Origin of the sequence: Campylobacter novaezeelandiae (assembly GCF_004323845.1) — a bacterium.
Taxonomy (GTDB): Bacteria; Campylobacterota; Campylobacteria; order Campylobacterales; family Campylobacteraceae; genus Campylobacter_D; species Campylobacter_D novaezeelandiae.
The window spans coordinates 103,166-119,547 of sequence record NZ_QPGR01000007.1; the positions used below are offsets into that span (position 1 = coordinate 103,166).

General features: G+C 27.0%; 16 protein-coding genes and 1 pseudogene. 9 read left to right on the forward strand and 8 right to left on the reverse strand.

The features are described 5' to 3' along the window. Positions 1-24: 24 nt before the first annotated feature. Positions 25-2,781: an isoleucine--tRNA ligase gene (ileS, locus tag DU473_RS04870; protein ID WP_131186629.1), complete on the reverse strand. Its 2,757-nt coding sequence runs from the start codon at positions 2,779-2,781 to the stop codon at positions 25-27. Between the two features lie 107 nt (positions 2,782-2,888). On the opposite strand from ileS, the gene DU473_RS04875 reads away from it, so the two are divergent. From DU473_RS04875 to DU473_RS04890, 4 genes are all read left to right on the forward strand, one after another. Next, positions 2,889-3,977 carry a CinA family protein gene (locus tag DU473_RS04875; RefSeq protein ID WP_131162944.1) on the forward strand — a complete coding sequence of 363 codons (1,089 nt, stop codon included), beginning with the start codon at positions 2,889-2,891 and terminating at the stop codon, positions 3,975-3,977. A 189-nt stretch (positions 3,978-4,166) separates the two neighbouring features. After that, positions 4,167-4,691, forward strand: coding sequence for a CDP-diacylglycerol--glycerol-3-phosphate 3-phosphatidyltransferase (gene pgsA, locus DU473_RS04880; protein ID WP_131162945.1), 525 nt, complete (start codon positions 4,167-4,169; stop codon positions 4,689-4,691). Continuing rightward, the gene (gene rseP / locus DU473_RS04885) at positions 4,688-5,791 is read left to right on the forward strand and encodes an RIP metalloprotease RseP (RefSeq protein WP_131186630.1); all 1,104 of its coding nucleotides are present in this window, start codon (positions 4,688-4,690) and stop codon (positions 5,789-5,791) included. The genes pgsA and rseP overlap by 4 nt, the downstream gene beginning before the upstream one ends. Then, positions 5,788-6,642, forward strand: coding sequence for a VirK family antimicrobial peptide resistance protein (locus DU473_RS04890; protein WP_131186631.1), 855 nt, complete (start codon positions 5,788-5,790; stop codon positions 6,640-6,642). The genes rseP and DU473_RS04890 overlap by 4 nt, the downstream gene beginning before the upstream one ends. Here DU473_RS04890 and DU473_RS04895 read toward each other — a convergent pair. Further along, positions 6,635-7,636 carry a sugar phosphate isomerase/epimerase family protein gene (locus tag DU473_RS04895; RefSeq protein ID WP_131162948.1) on the reverse strand — a complete coding sequence of 334 codons (1,002 nt, stop codon included), beginning with the start codon at positions 7,634-7,636 and terminating at the stop codon, positions 6,635-6,637. The two genes, DU473_RS04890 and DU473_RS04895, sit on opposite strands and share 8 nt — an antisense overlap. After that, positions 7,633-8,908, reverse strand: a pseudogene (locus DU473_RS04900) (MFS transporter). The gene DU473_RS04895 and the pseudogene DU473_RS04900 overlap by 4 nt, the downstream one beginning before the upstream one ends. Positions 8,909-9,118: 210 nt before the next feature. On the opposite strand from DU473_RS04900, the gene rpsF reads away from it, so the two are divergent. The 3 genes from rpsF to rpsR are packed head-to-tail and all read left to right on the forward strand — an operon-like array spanning position 9,119 to position 10,289. Next, positions 9,119-9,496: a 30S ribosomal protein S6 gene (gene rpsF / locus DU473_RS04905; RefSeq protein WP_131162949.1), complete on the forward strand. Its 378-nt coding sequence runs from the start codon at positions 9,119-9,121 to the stop codon at positions 9,494-9,496. A gap of 8 nt (positions 9,497-9,504) precedes the next feature. Continuing rightward, positions 9,505-10,017 carry a single-stranded DNA-binding protein gene (locus DU473_RS04910; RefSeq protein WP_131162950.1) on the forward strand — a complete coding sequence of 171 codons (513 nt, stop codon included), beginning with the start codon at positions 9,505-9,507 and terminating at the stop codon, positions 10,015-10,017. An 11-nt stretch (positions 10,018-10,028) separates the two neighbouring features. Further along, a complete protein-coding gene (gene rpsR / locus DU473_RS04915; protein ID WP_131162951.1) occupies positions 10,029-10,289 on the forward strand; it encodes a 30S ribosomal protein S18 in 261 nt (86 codons plus the stop codon). A gap of 2 nt (positions 10,290-10,291) precedes the next feature. Here the strand turns inward: rpsR and DU473_RS04920 are convergent, their stop codons facing one another. Genes DU473_RS04920 through fliW form a run of 5 tightly spaced genes read right to left on the reverse strand, consistent with a single transcriptional unit; the run spans position 10,292 to position 12,874 of the window. Further along, positions 10,292-10,747, reverse strand: coding sequence for a hypothetical protein (locus DU473_RS04920; protein ID WP_131162952.1), 456 nt, complete (start codon positions 10,745-10,747; stop codon positions 10,292-10,294). Beyond that, entirely contained in the window at positions 10,722-11,435 is a 714-nt protein-coding gene (locus tag DU473_RS04925; RefSeq protein WP_131162953.1) for a hypothetical protein, read from the reverse strand. The genes DU473_RS04920 and DU473_RS04925 overlap by 26 nt, the downstream gene beginning before the upstream one ends. After that, positions 11,432-11,731, reverse strand: coding sequence for a type II secretion system protein (locus DU473_RS04930; RefSeq protein WP_131162954.1), 300 nt, complete (start codon positions 11,729-11,731; stop codon positions 11,432-11,434). The genes DU473_RS04925 and DU473_RS04930 overlap by 4 nt, the downstream gene beginning before the upstream one ends. Then, complete coding sequence (locus DU473_RS04935) at positions 11,732-12,466, reverse strand: pyrroline-5-carboxylate reductase (RefSeq protein WP_131186632.1); 735 nt, start codon at positions 12,464-12,466, stop codon at positions 11,732-11,734. A gap of 6 nt (positions 12,467-12,472) precedes the next feature. Further along, positions 12,473-12,874, reverse strand: a complete 402-nt coding sequence (gene fliW, locus DU473_RS04940; RefSeq protein ID WP_131162956.1) for a flagellar assembly protein FliW — start codon at positions 12,872-12,874, stop codon at positions 12,473-12,475. Positions 12,875-13,039: 165 nt separating this feature from the next. On the opposite strand from fliW, the gene bamD reads away from it, so the two are divergent. Both bamD and lon read left to right on the forward strand, forming a co-directional pair. Further along, complete coding sequence (gene bamD, locus DU473_RS04945) at positions 13,040-13,690, forward strand: outer membrane protein assembly factor BamD (protein ID WP_131186637.1); 651 nt, start codon at positions 13,040-13,042, stop codon at positions 13,688-13,690. A gap of 9 nt (positions 13,691-13,699) precedes the next feature. After that, positions 13,700-16,075, forward strand: a complete 2,376-nt coding sequence (gene lon, locus DU473_RS04950) for an endopeptidase La (protein WP_131186633.1) — start codon at positions 13,700-13,702, stop codon at positions 16,073-16,075. The last annotated feature ends 307 nt before the right edge of the window (positions 16,076-16,382 follow it).

Sequence of the window (16,382 nt, forward strand, 5' to 3'; positions counted from 1 at the left end):
TAAAAGGCATAGGCTCTAAAAACATTATAAATCCAATACTTTAGAACAACGATCACATAAACATTCTTCTTTTATAGCTTTAAATTTCCAACATCTTGGACATTTATATTCTTTAGCTTTTAAAATTATAAATTTTTCATTATCTACTTTAAATTCACCTAAAATTTCACCATCATTATCTATACCTACATCACTTACCATAAACCAATCAATTATTTCATCTTTATCCAAATCTAAAATAAAAGATGAAGTGCTGCAAAGTTTAAGCTCTAAAGTAGATTTAATAATTTTGTCTTTTTTCAAAATGTCTATTTTTTCAAAGAATTTTTCTCTTGCTTCAAGTAAAAATTTATCATCTATATTAAAATCTATATTTAATTCTTCATTAAAACTCAGATCAAATACATCTACTATATCATTGCCTTTAATGATCTTATTGCTATGTTCTAAGGCTTCATCAATGGTATAAGTAAAAAATGGCGCTAAAATATTAAATAATTCTTTAGTGATTAAAGCCATAGCTACCTGAGTGCTTTTTCTTTTTAAGCTATTTTTTTGTTCGCAATAAAGCCTATCTTTACTAATATCCAAATAAATTCCACTCAAATAAGAGCTTAGAAAATTTAAAAGATGATTAAAACCTTTTGCAAACTCATAATTTTTAAAAGATTCTTTAGTATTTTTAAATACCTCTTTAGCCTTAGAAAGTATCCATTGATCAATAAAAGAGAAATTTTTAACATTTAGATCATCTAAATCATTAATATTTGCAAGTAAAAATCTTATAGTATTTCTAATTTTTCTATACTGTTCACTAACTTGCTTTAAAATATTATCTGAAATTTTTAAATCACTTGAATAATCACTAAGCAAAACCCATAATCTTAAAATTTCTACCCCATAAGTTTTAGCAACATAGCTAGGAGCTATCACATTGCCCTTAGATTTAGACATTTTTTGTCCTTTTTCATCAATGCTAAATCCATGTGTTAAAATACTTTTAAAAGGGCTTTGATTATTAATAGCAACACTTGTAAGTAAAGAACTTTGAAACCATCCTCTATGCTGATCACTTCCTTCTAAGAACATATCAGCAATCCATTCTCCTGCATCATAATTATGAGATTTTAAAACAGCATTCCAAGTACTTCCACTATCAAACCAAACATCAAGTATGTCGTTGATTTTTTCTAAATTTTCTGCTTTATATTTTGAGTTAGGTGGTAATAAATCTTTTATCTCAAGTTCCCACCAAACATCAGAACCTTGTTTTTCAAAAATATCTGCAATAAATTTTAAAATTTCATCATCTAAAATTACTTCTTTTGAATTTTTATCTCTAAAAAAGGCTATAGGAGTTCCCCAAACCCTTTGTCTTGATATACACCAATCAGGACGATTTTCAATCATTGATCCAATTCTTTTAATACCACTTTGAGGATAAAATTTTACCTTAGCAATTTGTTCTTTGGCACATTCTCTTAGAGTATTGCCATCTTTTAACTCGTCCATTGCAATAAACCATTGTTTTGTTGCTCTATAAATTACAGGCTTATGTGTTCTCCAACAAAATGGATAAGAGTGTATAAATTTAGAAGAATGCAAAAGATGATCTCCTAAAAGCTCTAAAATTCTTTCATTTGCTTTAAAAATATGAAGTCCAATAAATTCATCTAATAAATCTTGTGGCAAAAGTTTTTTAACTCTTAAAGTTTCATCATAACAGCCACCATCATCTACTGGCATTATAGTTTCTATGCCATATTTTAAACAAGCATAATAATCATCTTCTCCATGCCCTGGTGCTGTATGTACAAGACCACTTCCACCCTCCATTACAACATGATTTGCAAGAATTAAAATAGATTTCCTTGAATTTAAAGGATTGATTGCTTCTAATTTTTCCAAATCTTTAGCTTTAAATTCCTTTTCTATTTCTCCTGTTGTAAGATTTTTTTCTATCATATTTTTAAGTAAAGCTTTTGCAAAAATAAACCCTTCTTTTGTAAGAGTATAAATCTCATCAGGATTTAAAGCAATAGCTTGATTTGCTACCAAAGTCCAAGGCGTAGTAGTCCAAATCACTGCACTAGCTTTTTGAACCCCTAATTTTTTACAAGAAGCCTCATCTAAATCAAAACTCACAAAAATAGAATAATCCTCTTTATCTTCATACTCTACTTCAGCCTCTGCTAAAGCTGACTTTGCTGCCCAGCTCCAAAAAACAGGTTTGGATCTTTCCAATAAAAGACCTTTTTTTGCAATTTCGCATAAAGTTCTATAAATATTGGCCTCAAAAGCAAAATCCATTGTAAGATAAGGTTTATTCCAATCAGCAATAATCCCTAAATTTTTAAATTCTTCTTTTTGAATATCAATAAATTCTTTAGCGTGTTTGCGACATAATTTTCTTATTTCACTCTTGCTTAATAAATGCTTTTTATCTTGAATTTTTATCTCTACTTGTTGCTCAATAGGAAGTCCATGACAATCCCACCCAGGAGTAAAACGAACTTTTTCTCCTTGAAAATAGTGAAGTTTTATAATAGTTTCTTTTAAAATTTTATTTAAGGCATGTCCTATATGAATATGACCATTTGCATAAGGAGGGCCATCGTGCAAAGTGAAGCTTTTATTTGTATTTTTACGTTTTTCTTTTATTTTTTCATAAGCATAATTTTTATCAAACCATTTATCAAAACGCTGTTTTTCATTTTCGTTTAAATTAGCCCTCATTGGAAAACTTGTATCTGGCAAAAGTAAAGTATTCTTATAATCCATTTAAATCCACCTAAAAAATAATATAATTTTACTCTAAATAGCTTTAATTTAGCCTTTGTTTTTAGATATAATATTAAATTAATATAAATATAAGGAAATATTATAAAATGAAACATTTGCTTTTTATTTTGGGAGATGAAATTCTTGCTAATTCAAATTTTAAAAATTACATTTATAGGGCTTATGAAAAAAAATTTAAAGAAATCAACGAAATAAAAATCCAAAATAAAACTGATAAAGATTTACCATTTTTGCTTGAAGATTTAATGCAAAAATATGATTTCATTACTATATTTTCTAGTTTTGAATACTATCCCACTGTAGCAAAAATCCTTGCAACTTTAAATGAAGATAATCTTATTTTAGACGAAAATACTTTAGTTCCTAGCAAATCTTTTTATGAAAAAGATAGTTTTATGATCGAATTTCTAACCTGTAAAATTAACGTTCTAAAAATTCAAATAAACCATACAATCCCGAATTTAATCGGGGATATATCATTAAATTTTAAACATTTTTGTCTTTTTGGTATAGATAATGAAAGTGCGATTTTACTCCTTGAGACTTTAACAAAGTCCTATGAAGTAAAAATCAAAGTTACTCAACTTTTAGAACACATCAATCTTGTTAAAGTTTCAAGCTCTCAATACGGAAAACTTGAAAGTTTTCTAAAAAGTGTTCAAAATTTATTTGGGCAAAAGTTTTTTTTAGGAAAAGATCCTATTGAATTTATAAGCAAAAAACTTCTGGATAAAAATATGAAAATTTCTTTTGCTGAAAGTTGTACTGGGGGGCTTTGTGCGGCAAAAATCACTCAATTTTCAGGAATTAGTCAAATTTTTGAAGGATCTATTGTAAGTTATTCAAATCGTCTTAAACATGAATGGCTTGGGATAAGCGAGGATATATTAGAAAATAATGGTGCATATAGTGAAAAATGTATTTATTTTATGCTAAAAGGCATCTTTAAAACCGCTAAACCAGATTTTGCTTTAGCTATAAGCGGTATAGCAGATAAAGAAGATATAAAAGAGCACAAAGCAGGAACAATTTATATTGGAGCTATGTTTAAAGATGGTACATATATACAAGAAATACTTTATCTTAAAGGAGATAGAGAATTTATAAAAGAACAAGCTGTTTTAGGAGCCTTTTGTTTAATGCTTAAATTAAAGCCAGAAATTTTTGAATTTTAATATTTTTTCAATTTAAATTATAACTTTTATGTAAAATTAATTAAAATTTAGTTAATAAAATTAAAAAATATAAGATTACCTTGTTACAATGAAAAATAAAATTTTATTTTTTAAATTGTTTAAAATTTTTACCAAGTTTTTGTCTTATTTTTATAAAATATAATTAATTTTATTATTTTAAGGTTTTTTATGAATTTGCCAAATGCTTTAGCGTTTTTAAGAATTGTTTTTGCTCCTTTATTATTTTTTTTACTCACTCACTCTTTTGAAGGTATTCATCAAAGTTGGATTAATTATTTTGCAGCCTTAACCTTTTCTTTAGCTGCTTTAAGTGATTTTTTTGATGGATATATCGCTAGAACATGGGAACAAATAACAAAACTTGGATCAATCCTAGATCCCTTAGCTGATAAAATGCTTATTTTAGCGGCATTTATTGGACTTTTAATAATGGGTAGAGTTAATGAATGGATTATTTATATTATTTTAGTAAGAGAATTTTTTATTACAGGTTTTCGCGTTGTTATGATAAGTGAAAATTTAGATATCAGTGCATCTTTTGCAGGAAAATTAAAAACTGGCTTTCAAATGGTAGCCATTGGTTTTTTAATTATGGAGTGGCCTTTTGCTCAAATTTTACTTTATATCGCCTTAATTCTTACTCTTTATTCTGGTTATGAATATATTTATGCCTATATAAAAGGAAAAAAATGAAATCTTTATTATTTTTAGCTTTAATTCTTGCCATAGGGTTAAAATTTTACTCTATTAACTTTCTTATTACTTTATTAGTTATTTCATTCTTAATCTTTTTTCATGAGCTTGGACATTTTTTGGCAGCAAAATCTTTAGGGGTGAAAGTCGAAGTTTTTAGTATAGGTTTTGGAAAAAGTTTATTAGAATATAATTTTAAAGGAACAAATTATAGATTAAGTACTTTACCACTTGGAGGTTATGTTAAACTTAAAGGGCAAGATGACATGAGACCAGGCTTTGAAAATTTAGATAGCGATAGCTATAGTATTTTAAGCCCTATAAAAAAAATTTACATACTTTTTGCAGGACCGTTTTTTAATATATTCTTGGCTTTTTTGTTCTATATATTAATCGCCAATTTAGGCATACAAAAATTTTCTCCTATAGTAGGAAATGTGGCTTTAGATTCTGCTGCTTTTCATGCAGGAATTAAAAAAGATGATATAATTTTAGAGATTAATCATCATAAAATTAAGAGTTTTGATGAAATTTCAAAACTAGTTAAAAATGAAAAATTACAAATTTTAATTCAAAGAAATAATGAAAAATTACAAATAGAACTAACGCCAAAAATTGCATCTTCTTATAATGAATTTTTACAACCGATCCAAAAAACATTAATTGGAATTTCACCAAATGGCGAATTAAGCACTATATACTATAGAGGTTTTAGTGCCTTAAAATACGCTTATGATGAAAGTTTAAACGCTTCAACACTTATAGTAAAAGGTATAATAAAACTTTTAAATACCGAAATTGACGCAAAGAATTTAGGCGGTATTATCACTATGGTTGATATAACTTCTAAAGCTGCAGATAGTGGTATTTCAGTTCTTTTGATTATTACAGCTTTAATTTCTATCAATCTTGGAATTTTAAATCTCTTGCCTATACCTATGCTCGATGGAGGACACATACTTTTTAATCTATATGAAATGGTATTTAAACGCAAAGTTCCACAAAAAGTTTTTGAATATTTAAGCTACGGAGGTATGGCTATTTTGCTAGCTTTAATGCTTTTTGCAACATTTAATGATATTACAAGAATAATACAATGAGTCAATTTAAATTCCCTACTCCAAAATTTGATGACAAAAGTAAAATGATTAGTTTTAGACGTTGTATAAGATTTTACCTAAGAAAAATTTTATACTATCCTCAAATTAGATTTCTTGAAAAAACACTTAACATAGAAGAAAATAAAAATCTTAAATCTTTTTTTAATAAACCTGATATCTGCTATAACGCTATAAGAAGATTTTGTGATAAAAGTTTTAATGCAAATGAACGTGTAAAAACTTTAATTTACGATGCAAATAAAGGGCTTAAAAGTTTTAAATTTTTACCCAAAGATCAACTCATCTTTAATTTTGATGAGAATTTTGAACTATATTTAGGAAATAACCACCATGTTCGTGAAGAAGGTCTTTGGGCATTTTCTCTTAGATATCAAAAACATGTTATTGAACAATGCTGTTTTTGTTTTACTTTAGAAAATAATCTTTTAATTTCTTGTATTCAAGGTTATAAACACGCTAATTTTAATACATTAGATATAAATAAAATTTTCACAAAAAAATGCCACGGTTTGCGTCCTATAGCTTTACTTATAAAATGCGTTAAAATGCTTTGTAAATATTTAAAACTTGATATTACACTTGGAGTCTATGAAAAAAATCAAATCAGATCTCATAAAGGAAAAAATAAAGGCTATTTTGTTGATTATAAAAAAATTTGGTTAGAAAATGGAGGCAAGCTTATTAAAATAAACAATCATAAATATTATAAGCTTTTACACGAACAAAAAAGCCTTGAAGAAATTCCAAGCAATAAACGTTCTATGTATAAAAAACGCTTTATTATGCTTGAAGAAATCAGACAAAATTTAAATCAAATTTTGTCTAAATAATACTTTTTAAATATTCCACACTTTTTTCACAACCTTGTTTTTGGAAATTTAAAAGTTTTTCTAAGTGTTCATTTGAAATCTCTTGAGGGTAATAATACTGCATAGCTTTTAAATCTTTAAATAAAGGATCCTTTATCTTAAAAGCTCCTTTGCCTAATTCTTTTATTCCGCCTGTTCCTTTCTCTCTTTTAAAAGTAGCGCAATATGGAAAGCATTGCTCTATATTTATCCTTTCTAGTCCTTGATCTTTTAAAATCTTAATGCAAGTTTTTATATCTAAACTCCCATCTCCCAAAGGAACGCCACAAACATATGGGATATTATCTTCTATAAAAACAATATGATCTTTACAATGTGTACTAAAAGTATGTTTAGCCATATTTTTACAAGCAACAATTGGATCTTCATAAGCCATCATCGAATTCCCAAAATCATATAAAAAACCAACATTAGGATGATTGATTAAATCTAAAAGCTCAAGTAGCTCGATAGAAGTTTGATACTCATGATTTTCAATAGCAAGTTTTAGATTATTTTCTTCTAAAAGTGGGATTAAAGCTTTTATTTCATTGGCCGCACTTAAAAATTCTTCTTTATTAAATTTTGCTGTAATTTTAGAGTCATCAAATGCTCCATCGCTTGCATTTTTTACTTTTTTAGTATTATCAGTTAAAGGCACATAAGATCTTATAATATTTGCATTTAAAATCTTACAAACTTTACTAATTTTTTTAAATTTATTTAAATCAAAACCTTTAGCATCAATCTCACAATACATTTTATATTCATCAAGCTTAGCCTTTATTTTTAGAAGGTGTTTTTCATCATCACTTCCCAAACATCCCCACTCTTCATCTAATCCAAAATCTTTAATAATGTTTATAATAACGCCATCACACCCTAAATTTTTAGCAAAATCTATATAAGAAAATATATCCATTTTGCCATTTTGAAACCAAAGATGCATGCTTTCTGTCTCTAAACCTATTTTCATTGAACCACTCCTTGTAATTTTTTCTTAGCTATCATTTTAAGTAAAATTGACGTAACAATAACTCCACAAATTGCAAAAAATCCCATAAGACTAAAAACAATTTGATATCCAAATAAACCCTTGAATTTATCAATAATAAAACCATAAAGTGCAAAACAAAAAAGTTGCGGAGAATATCCAAATATACAAGCTATACTCATAGCTGCCCCGCTAATTTCTCTTGGAATTTGAATTTCATCAACCGGAGCAAAAAAAGTCGCTCTCATAGTAAAAACTAAAGCTGCAAAACCTAAAGTTAAACTCATACCAAAATAAATATTTAAACTATGATGAGGCATAAAAATAAAAATTAAAATCGCAATGGCAGCCAAGATAAGAGCAAAACGCAAATATTTCGTAGATGAATGAAATTTCTTATCAGCTAAATATCCCCCAATAGGACCGCCTACTAATTTTAAAGTATATTGATTGATAATTCCATAAACGCCTACTAAAGCTACTGGCATACCATAAATATCTTTTAAAAAAGGGATAAAATAAGTCAATCCACAATAAACTGAATAAATAGTAAAAATAGTTAATGAAACCACCCAAATTTCAGGAGTTTTAACCGCTTTTAACACCCCATTCCAAGCGGCTTTATTTTTACTAATCTCATTTCCTTTTTCATCTTTAGTATTTATCTTATCATCTTCAAGTAAGAAATAAGCCAAAACTCCAGCCACAATTACACAAGTGCTATAAAAAAGTATAGCAGCTCTTAAACCACCAGCACCTGAACCAAGAAGTAAGAAAATTCCCAAAGCACTAAAAGCAACTATAGTATCAATAACTCCGCGTCCTGCTTCTAAAAATCCAAAAAGTCTTCCTTGTTGCGTAGAATCCCCAAGCAAACGAATAGCTTTTAATAATACAGGCCAATAAATCACTTCTCCAAATAAAGAAAGAAGACCCCAAGCGATTAAAATACCATAAAAAGACGGAAAAGTTGAAATATAAATTCCAGTTAATCCAACACAAATTAACGATAAAGGGATAAGAATTTTTTTAGAAAATCTATCAGCGATATAAATAGAAGCAAAATTTCCTATCGTCTGAACTATACCATAAACAGACAACGCAAGACCAATTTGAGTATTACTAAGACTCATAAATTCTTGCATAGGCACATAAAAAGCATCTTTTAAAGAAGAGAGTTTAAATACAGTACCCCCCCCCCAGAACTAAAACGATAAAAGTAAGCCAACGAATGGGCTGTTTATTGTTTGACATAATAAAGCCTTTAGTTTTATTTTAAACTAAATAATAACTTAAAATAAATCAATATTAACTATATATTAAAAAATTTAATACAAACATTTAAATTTTGTAACTTTTTGTAATAGTCTTAAAAAGTATAGATTAAGTATTTTTTGATATAATATTAAGTTCCTTGCCTAAAAGAGATAATCTTTAAGGCTTAATATCCACAAGGAGAAAAATATGAAACATTACGAGGTTTTGTTTATTTTAAAACCTACTTTAACAGAAGAAGAAGTAAATACTAAGTTGGAATTCATTAAAGAAGTCCTTACAAAAAATGGTGCAAGCATTGAGACAGTTGTTCCAATGGGAACTAGAAAACTTGCATATAAAATTAAAAAATATGAAAGAGGAACTTATTTTGTAATTTATTTTAAAGCACCTACAAATTTAATTAAAGAACTTGAAAGGGTTTTAAGAATTACAGAAGAAGTAATAAGATTTTTAATTGTAAAATATGAAAATAAAAAAGAAATTGCAGCTTGGGAAAAGCTTAGCCAAGGGATTAAACAATCAAAAAAAGAAATTAAACCCATAGAGGCTCCAGAAATTCAATAAGGAAAAAAATGTTTAATAAAGTTGTTTTGGTAGGAAATCTTACTAGAGATATTGAAATGCGTTACGCACAAAGCGGTAATGCTATAGGGGCTTCAGCTATCGCTGTAACTAGAAGATTTACAACAAATGGAGAAAAAAGAGAAGAAACTTGCTTTGTTGATATTACATTTTATGGAAGAATGGCTGAAATAGCTAATCAATATCTCTCTAAAGGAAGTAAAATTCTTATAGAAGGGCGTTTGAGATTTGAACAATGGAGTGATCAAAATGGGCAAAATCGCTCTAAGCATAGCATTCAAGTTGAAAATATGGAAATGCTAGGTGGAAATCCTCCGCAACAAAATGGGAATTTCAATAGCAATTACGAAAATCAAAGCTATGATCCTTATATGAGTGATAATTTTAGAAGAAGTCCTTCACAAAATACTCCACAAAAGCAAAATCCTAACCAAAACCAAGAAAAAATTAAAGAAATAGATATTGACGCTTACGAAAGCGACGATACAGATTTACCATTTTAAAGGAAGAAATTATGGCAGAAAAAAGAAAATATTCACGCAAATATTGTAAATATACAGAAGCAAAAGTTGAATTTATTGATTATAAAGATACAGCAATGTTAAAACACGCTTTATCTGAAAGATTTAAAATTATGCCACGCCGTTTAACAGGAACAAGCAAAAAATATCAAGAAATGGTTGAAGTTGCGATTAAACGTGCAAGACATGTAGCTCTCATTCCTTATATAGTAGATAGAAAACAAGTTAAAGAAAATCCTTTTGAAGGATTATAATATCACCAAGACTTCCAAAAGTCTTGGTTTGTATAAATTAAATCCTTTTTATTTATAAAAATTTCATCATTAACTGCTTGATTTGAATTTAAACGTATACTAATATTTATGATAATAACTCCATCTTTTGATAAATTAGCATCTTGATTAATACTTTTAAATTTAAAATTATCACACTCTGCAATAGGATAAAAATAATCAATCCTTACTATATCATCGTCTTTTGGATAATTAAAATTTATAAAATTAATACATTCTTTGCCTTCTTGTTTAGCTTTATATAAAAAATATTTAGCAAGCTCTTTTGCATTTAAACTTAAAATTCTAGCTTGTATATAATAATACTCATCTCTTAATATCCTTGGTATATAACTTGAAATATTAAAACTTAAATTGATTAAAAAAGAAACTAAAGTAATTAAAAAAACAATGCTAATTAAAATATAAGCTTTTTTCATTATATATCAATTTTTCCAAACATAAATTTTTATTATCTTGCGATGAGCAAAGTTTTATTTTAATCCCTTTATTATTCTGATTTATAGTAAAATCACTAATATTTTGTGCCAATATTCCTTTTAAGGTATGATTTTTAGAAAAAGGATCAACTTCATACTTTAATTCTTCATTTTTTAAAAAAAGATTTAATTTTGCTTGCAAAGGTAAAAAATGTCCTGTAAAATTGTGTTCTAAAAACAAATTTTCATTATCTATAATCAAAGACTTATAAATATCATCTTTAAAAAGAATATAAATAAATTTATCATTTAAATTGAACAAATCTTTATTATTATGATATTGAATCAAAAAATTACTTTTTGGAGAATAGTATTTTTCATCTTTATCTTTTAAAATAAGAGTTGAATTTATTATAAAAGCTTGTTTATCTTTTAAAAATAAAAGGTTTTCTTCATCAAATAATAAACAAGTTAAAGCATTATTTTGTATTTTTATATTTAGGCATTTTTGAGTTATTTTTTCCAGGCTAAGCAAAGCATTTTTTAAATTTAAAATTGTATTTTGGTTTTTCAAAGTTTCAAAATGATAAAAATAAATCTGAGATAAAACTTTTGAAATAATTATAGATAAAATAGAAAAAATAATTAATCCCAAAATAATCTCTAAAAAAGTAAAAGCTTTTTTCATTTAAAATAACTAGTATAATTCTTATCTTTAATCTTCAACTTTTTTAATTCAAATAAATCATCACTTACATACTCTTCTAATAACTCTAAAGAACCTAAATTTGAAGTATTAATTACTATATCTTTGAATTTTGGATTATTATATAAGCTTTCTTCCAAGTCATAAAGTCTTTGAAAAAAACCTAAAAAATTATAATTTTTATAAATTTGCATATAAATTAAATGCAAAGTAGAAAAAACAAAAGATAAAATTACTATACAAAATATAAGCTCAATAAAAGAAAATGCTTTTTTCATCTAAGATGAGCTAGAATTTAACGCTTCTATAAAAGCAGATCTAATGGCATATTTTTCTAAAGTTCTTACACCTTTGATAGTAACACCAGCAGGAGAGCAAATTTTTTCTTTAATTAAAGCTGGATGTTTATGCGACAACAATTGAGCAAAACTTTCAAATAGACCCTGAGTAAGTTCAATACTTAAATCTCTGTCCAATCCTTCATTAACTCCACCATCGGCAATACTTTCAGCTATCAAAGCTAAAAATGCTGGAGCACAACCGCTAATAGCCATTGCAGCATTCATTTGTTTTTCTTCTTTTAGTTCATAGATATTGCCAAAAGTTTGCAAAATCTGAATAATTTCATCCTTAAAATACGAATTTTGAATTAGATATGGAGTAGCAGAAGCTTTATATTTTGCCGCAATATTTGGCATAATTCTGACATAATTTTGTGCTTTAATACATTTTAAAGTATCAAAAGAAACATTAGCTAAAACAGAAATAAGAATTCTTGCTTGAGCATTTAAAATATTTGCCATATCCTTTAAAGCATAAGGTTTAAAAGCTAAAATAACGTTTTTATTTTCTAAACTGAAATCTTTATAAAGTAAAGTTTTAAAACCTTGTTTTTCTAAATCTGTAAGTTTTTTTTCGTCTCTTCCTATAATATAAACTTGGTATTTTTCTTGTAAACCGCAAGCTAATGCACTTGCCATAGCTCCATTTCCAAGAATATAAATATCTGTCATTCTTTATTAATTGGTATTATTTTTTTTAATATAATCAGAAATTTTTTCTGCTTGAAAAAAACTAGGATAGTTTGTAGAATCTAAAATAACTTGAACCATACTATTATTATCTAAATTCATAACAACTGGTGCTAAAAAATTAACAGTCGAATCTTCTATAGTATCACTTATTGCCACTATATTATAAACTTTCATATTTGATTGGGGACTTAATGAAAGTAGTTCTTGATAATAAGTTGGGATATCAAATTCATAATCAGGACGAATTAAATAAGGATTAATAAGAACAAAGGAAAACTCTTTTCCATCAAGACTTTTTAATCTTACAAAAACTTCATCAATAGTTGAAAATTCCATATTTTTAGTTTCTTCAAAACCTAATATAGGACATTTAACAGCTAAGGTCATTTTTTCTCCTCAAGTTTAACTTCGGATATTCTAACATAAATAAGCAATAATAATTCCAAAAAAATTGAAATTATTTATCTAATTTTACTATAATTAATAAAAAAATAATTATAAAATGATTAAAATTATATCAAAAATTTAGTTAGGATACGAATTTTATAGATGATGAAAAAAAATATTTTATTATTAATTTGCACTTTAGGTTTTTTCTTTAGTGCTTGTAGCGTGAAAAATTCCAACGATCTTTATAATTTAAATGCTAAAGAATGGTATGATCAAATTATTAAAGATTTAAAAGATAAAGATTTAGAAAAAGCCGATACTCATTATAATGGTATGGCAAGTGAGCACATCTCAGATCCTTTATTAGAAACTGTGCTTATTATTCTTGCACAAGCTCATATTGACGAAGAAGAATACCAATTAGCGAATTTTTATCTTGATGAATATAATAAAAAATTCGGAACTTCTCAAAATATCGATTATATTCACTATTTAAAAATTAAAGCGAAATTTGATGCTTTCTCACAACCAAACAGAAATCAAGCTTTAATGTTAGAAAGCCAAAAAGAAATAGATAATTTTCTTAAAAAATATCCTTATACAGAATTCAAACCTTTAGTGCAAACTATGCTTACAAAATTCAATCTTGCCGTTTTTTATTTAGATGATACAATAAAAGATCTCTATAAACGTCTAGATAAAAAACAAAGTTATGAAATTTACAAAGATCGCATTGAACATTCTGAATTTTTTAATAAAAGTATAATAAAACCAGAACTCCCTTGGTATAGAAGTATATTTGAAAGTTTTTAAGGAAAAAAAATGCAAATTGAAGAAATTCAAAATTATCCAGCTACACTTCCTATTTTAGTTGAAGATGAATTATTTTTATATCCTTTTATGATTACACCTATTTTTATCAATGATTCTCAAAATATGAAAGCTTTAGAATTGGCTATAAAAAATGAAACAATGCTTTTTGTTGCTCCATCTAAATTTGATAATGGAAGAAATTTTGATGAAATTTTTGATTGCGGGGTAATTGGAACGATTATGAGAAAAGTTCCCCTACCTGATGGGCGTGTTAAAATTCTATTTCAAGGCTATGCAAAAGGAAAAATAATAGAAAGAATTTCAAACAAGCCTTTAGAAGCTAAAATAGATCTTATTCGAGAGAGTTTTTTAGAAGAAGCAAAACAAGAAGCTTTATTAAATGTTTTAAAAGAAAAAATTAAAATATTGACTAATATAAGTCATTATTTTTCACCTGATCTTTTAAGAACGATAGAAGAAGGAACGGACGCATCAAGAATTTGTGATTTGATCTTAAATACCATACGTATCAAAAAGCAAAAAGCGTATGAATTTTTTATCCAAACCGATCTTGAAAAAAAAATTTTACAACTAATCGATCTTATAGCTCAAGAAATCGAAGCAAACAAAATTCAAAAAGAAATCAAAAACAAAGTTCATTCACGTATTGATAAGGTTAATAAAGAGTATTTTTTAAAAGAGCAATTAAGACAAATCCAAAGAGAGCTTGGAAGCGATACACAAAAAGAAGATGAAATAAAAGAATACTACAAAAAATTAGAACTTAAAAAGAAATACATTTATGAAGATAGTTATAAAGAGATCAAAAAACAAATAGAAAAATTTGAAAGAATTCATCAAGATAATTCAGAAGCCTCTATGATACAAACCTACATAGAAACAGCTCTTGACATACCTTTTGAAAAAATATCAAAAAGAAAACTCGATATCAAAGAAGTTTCTAAGCAATTAAATCTAGATCATTATGCTCTTAACAAACCCAAAGAGAGAATCGAAGAATATTTTGCCGTAAGAGAACTTTTAGAAAAACGCAAAATATCCGATAAAGATGGAGCCAAAGTCATACTTTGTCTTTATGGCCCTCCAGGAGTTGGAAAAACTTCTTTAGCTAATTCTATCGCCAAGGCTTTAAAAAGAGAATTGGTGCGTATTGCACTAGGGGGATTAGAAGATGTCAATGAGTTAAGAGGTCATAGAAGAACTTATATAGGAGCAATGCCTGGGCGTATTACACAAGGACTTATAGAAGCTAAACAAATAAATCCTGTGGTTGTTTTAGATGAAATCGATAAACTAAACAGAAGCTTTAGAGGCGATCCAAGTGCTGTTTTGCTTGAAATTTTAGATCCTGAGCAAAATACTAAATTTAGAGATTATTATCTTAATTTCAATATAGATTTAAGTAAAATTATTTTTATTGCAACCGCTAATGACATTGGCAATATTCCAGGCCCATTAAGAGATAGAATGGAATTTATAGAATTAAGCTCATACACGCCTAATGAAAAATTCCAAATTGCTAAAAAATACCTTATACCTAGTGAAATCAAAAAACACGGGCTTAAAAATAGCGAATTAAATATCAACGATGCTACAATAGAACTTATCATTAACGAATACACCAGAGAATCAGGTGTGAGAAATTTAAGACGCAAAATAGCAGAGCTTTGCCGAAAAAGTGCTAAAAAACTTTTATTAGAAGATATTAAAAAAATAAATATCAATCAAAAAAATCTCAATGAATTTCTTGATAAAAAGGTATATGAAATTCAAAAACGAGATCAAAAAGATCAGATCGGACAAGTTAACGGACTTGCTTGGACTCCAATAGGTGGAGATGTTTTAAAGGTTGAGATAATTAAAATCAAAGGCAAAGGGGATCTTATCCTAACAGGAAGCTTAGGAGATGTGATGAAAGAATCCGCTAAAATAGCATTTAGCGTAATAAAAGTTTTAATTGATGAGAAAAAATTAAAAGTTCCTCAAAAAATGTTTCACAATACAAAAGAAAGCATTTACAATCAATACAATTTACATATTCACGTTCCAGATGGTGCCACCCCAAAAGATGGACCAAGTGCTGGTATTACAATTAGCACAGCGATTGCATCTATATTTAGCGATAAAAAAGTTAGATGCGATGTTGCTATGACTGGAGAAATTGATCTTAGCGGAAAAGTTTTGCCTATAGGAGGGCTTAAAGAAAAATTAATAGCTGCTTATAAAGCAGAAATTAAAACAGCCTTAATTCCTAAGAAAAATTATGAAAGAGATTTAAAAGATATACCTAAAGAAGTTCTTGACAATATGCAAATTGTTGCTGTTGATAGCTTTGATGAAGTTTTAAAATACGCTTTAGTTTAGAATTGATTTATCATAAATAATTTTTTATTTATGATATTTTTTAAATCATCTTAAATCAAATCTATTTATTTTGGATTCTTAAATTTTTTATCTTTCGCAAAATAAAATTGTATTTTTCTTTCAAACTTTAATCACAAATTTAAATTATAATCAATACATTTTTTTACAAAATTAGTAAAATTAGTATTATATTTATATCTATTTTATTATTTTATATGCTTAGTTAAACACTTATTATACATATTTATAACTATAAAAAGCTAAAAACGATAAAGAAAAAATCGCTATTATGAACAAATACTTTGCT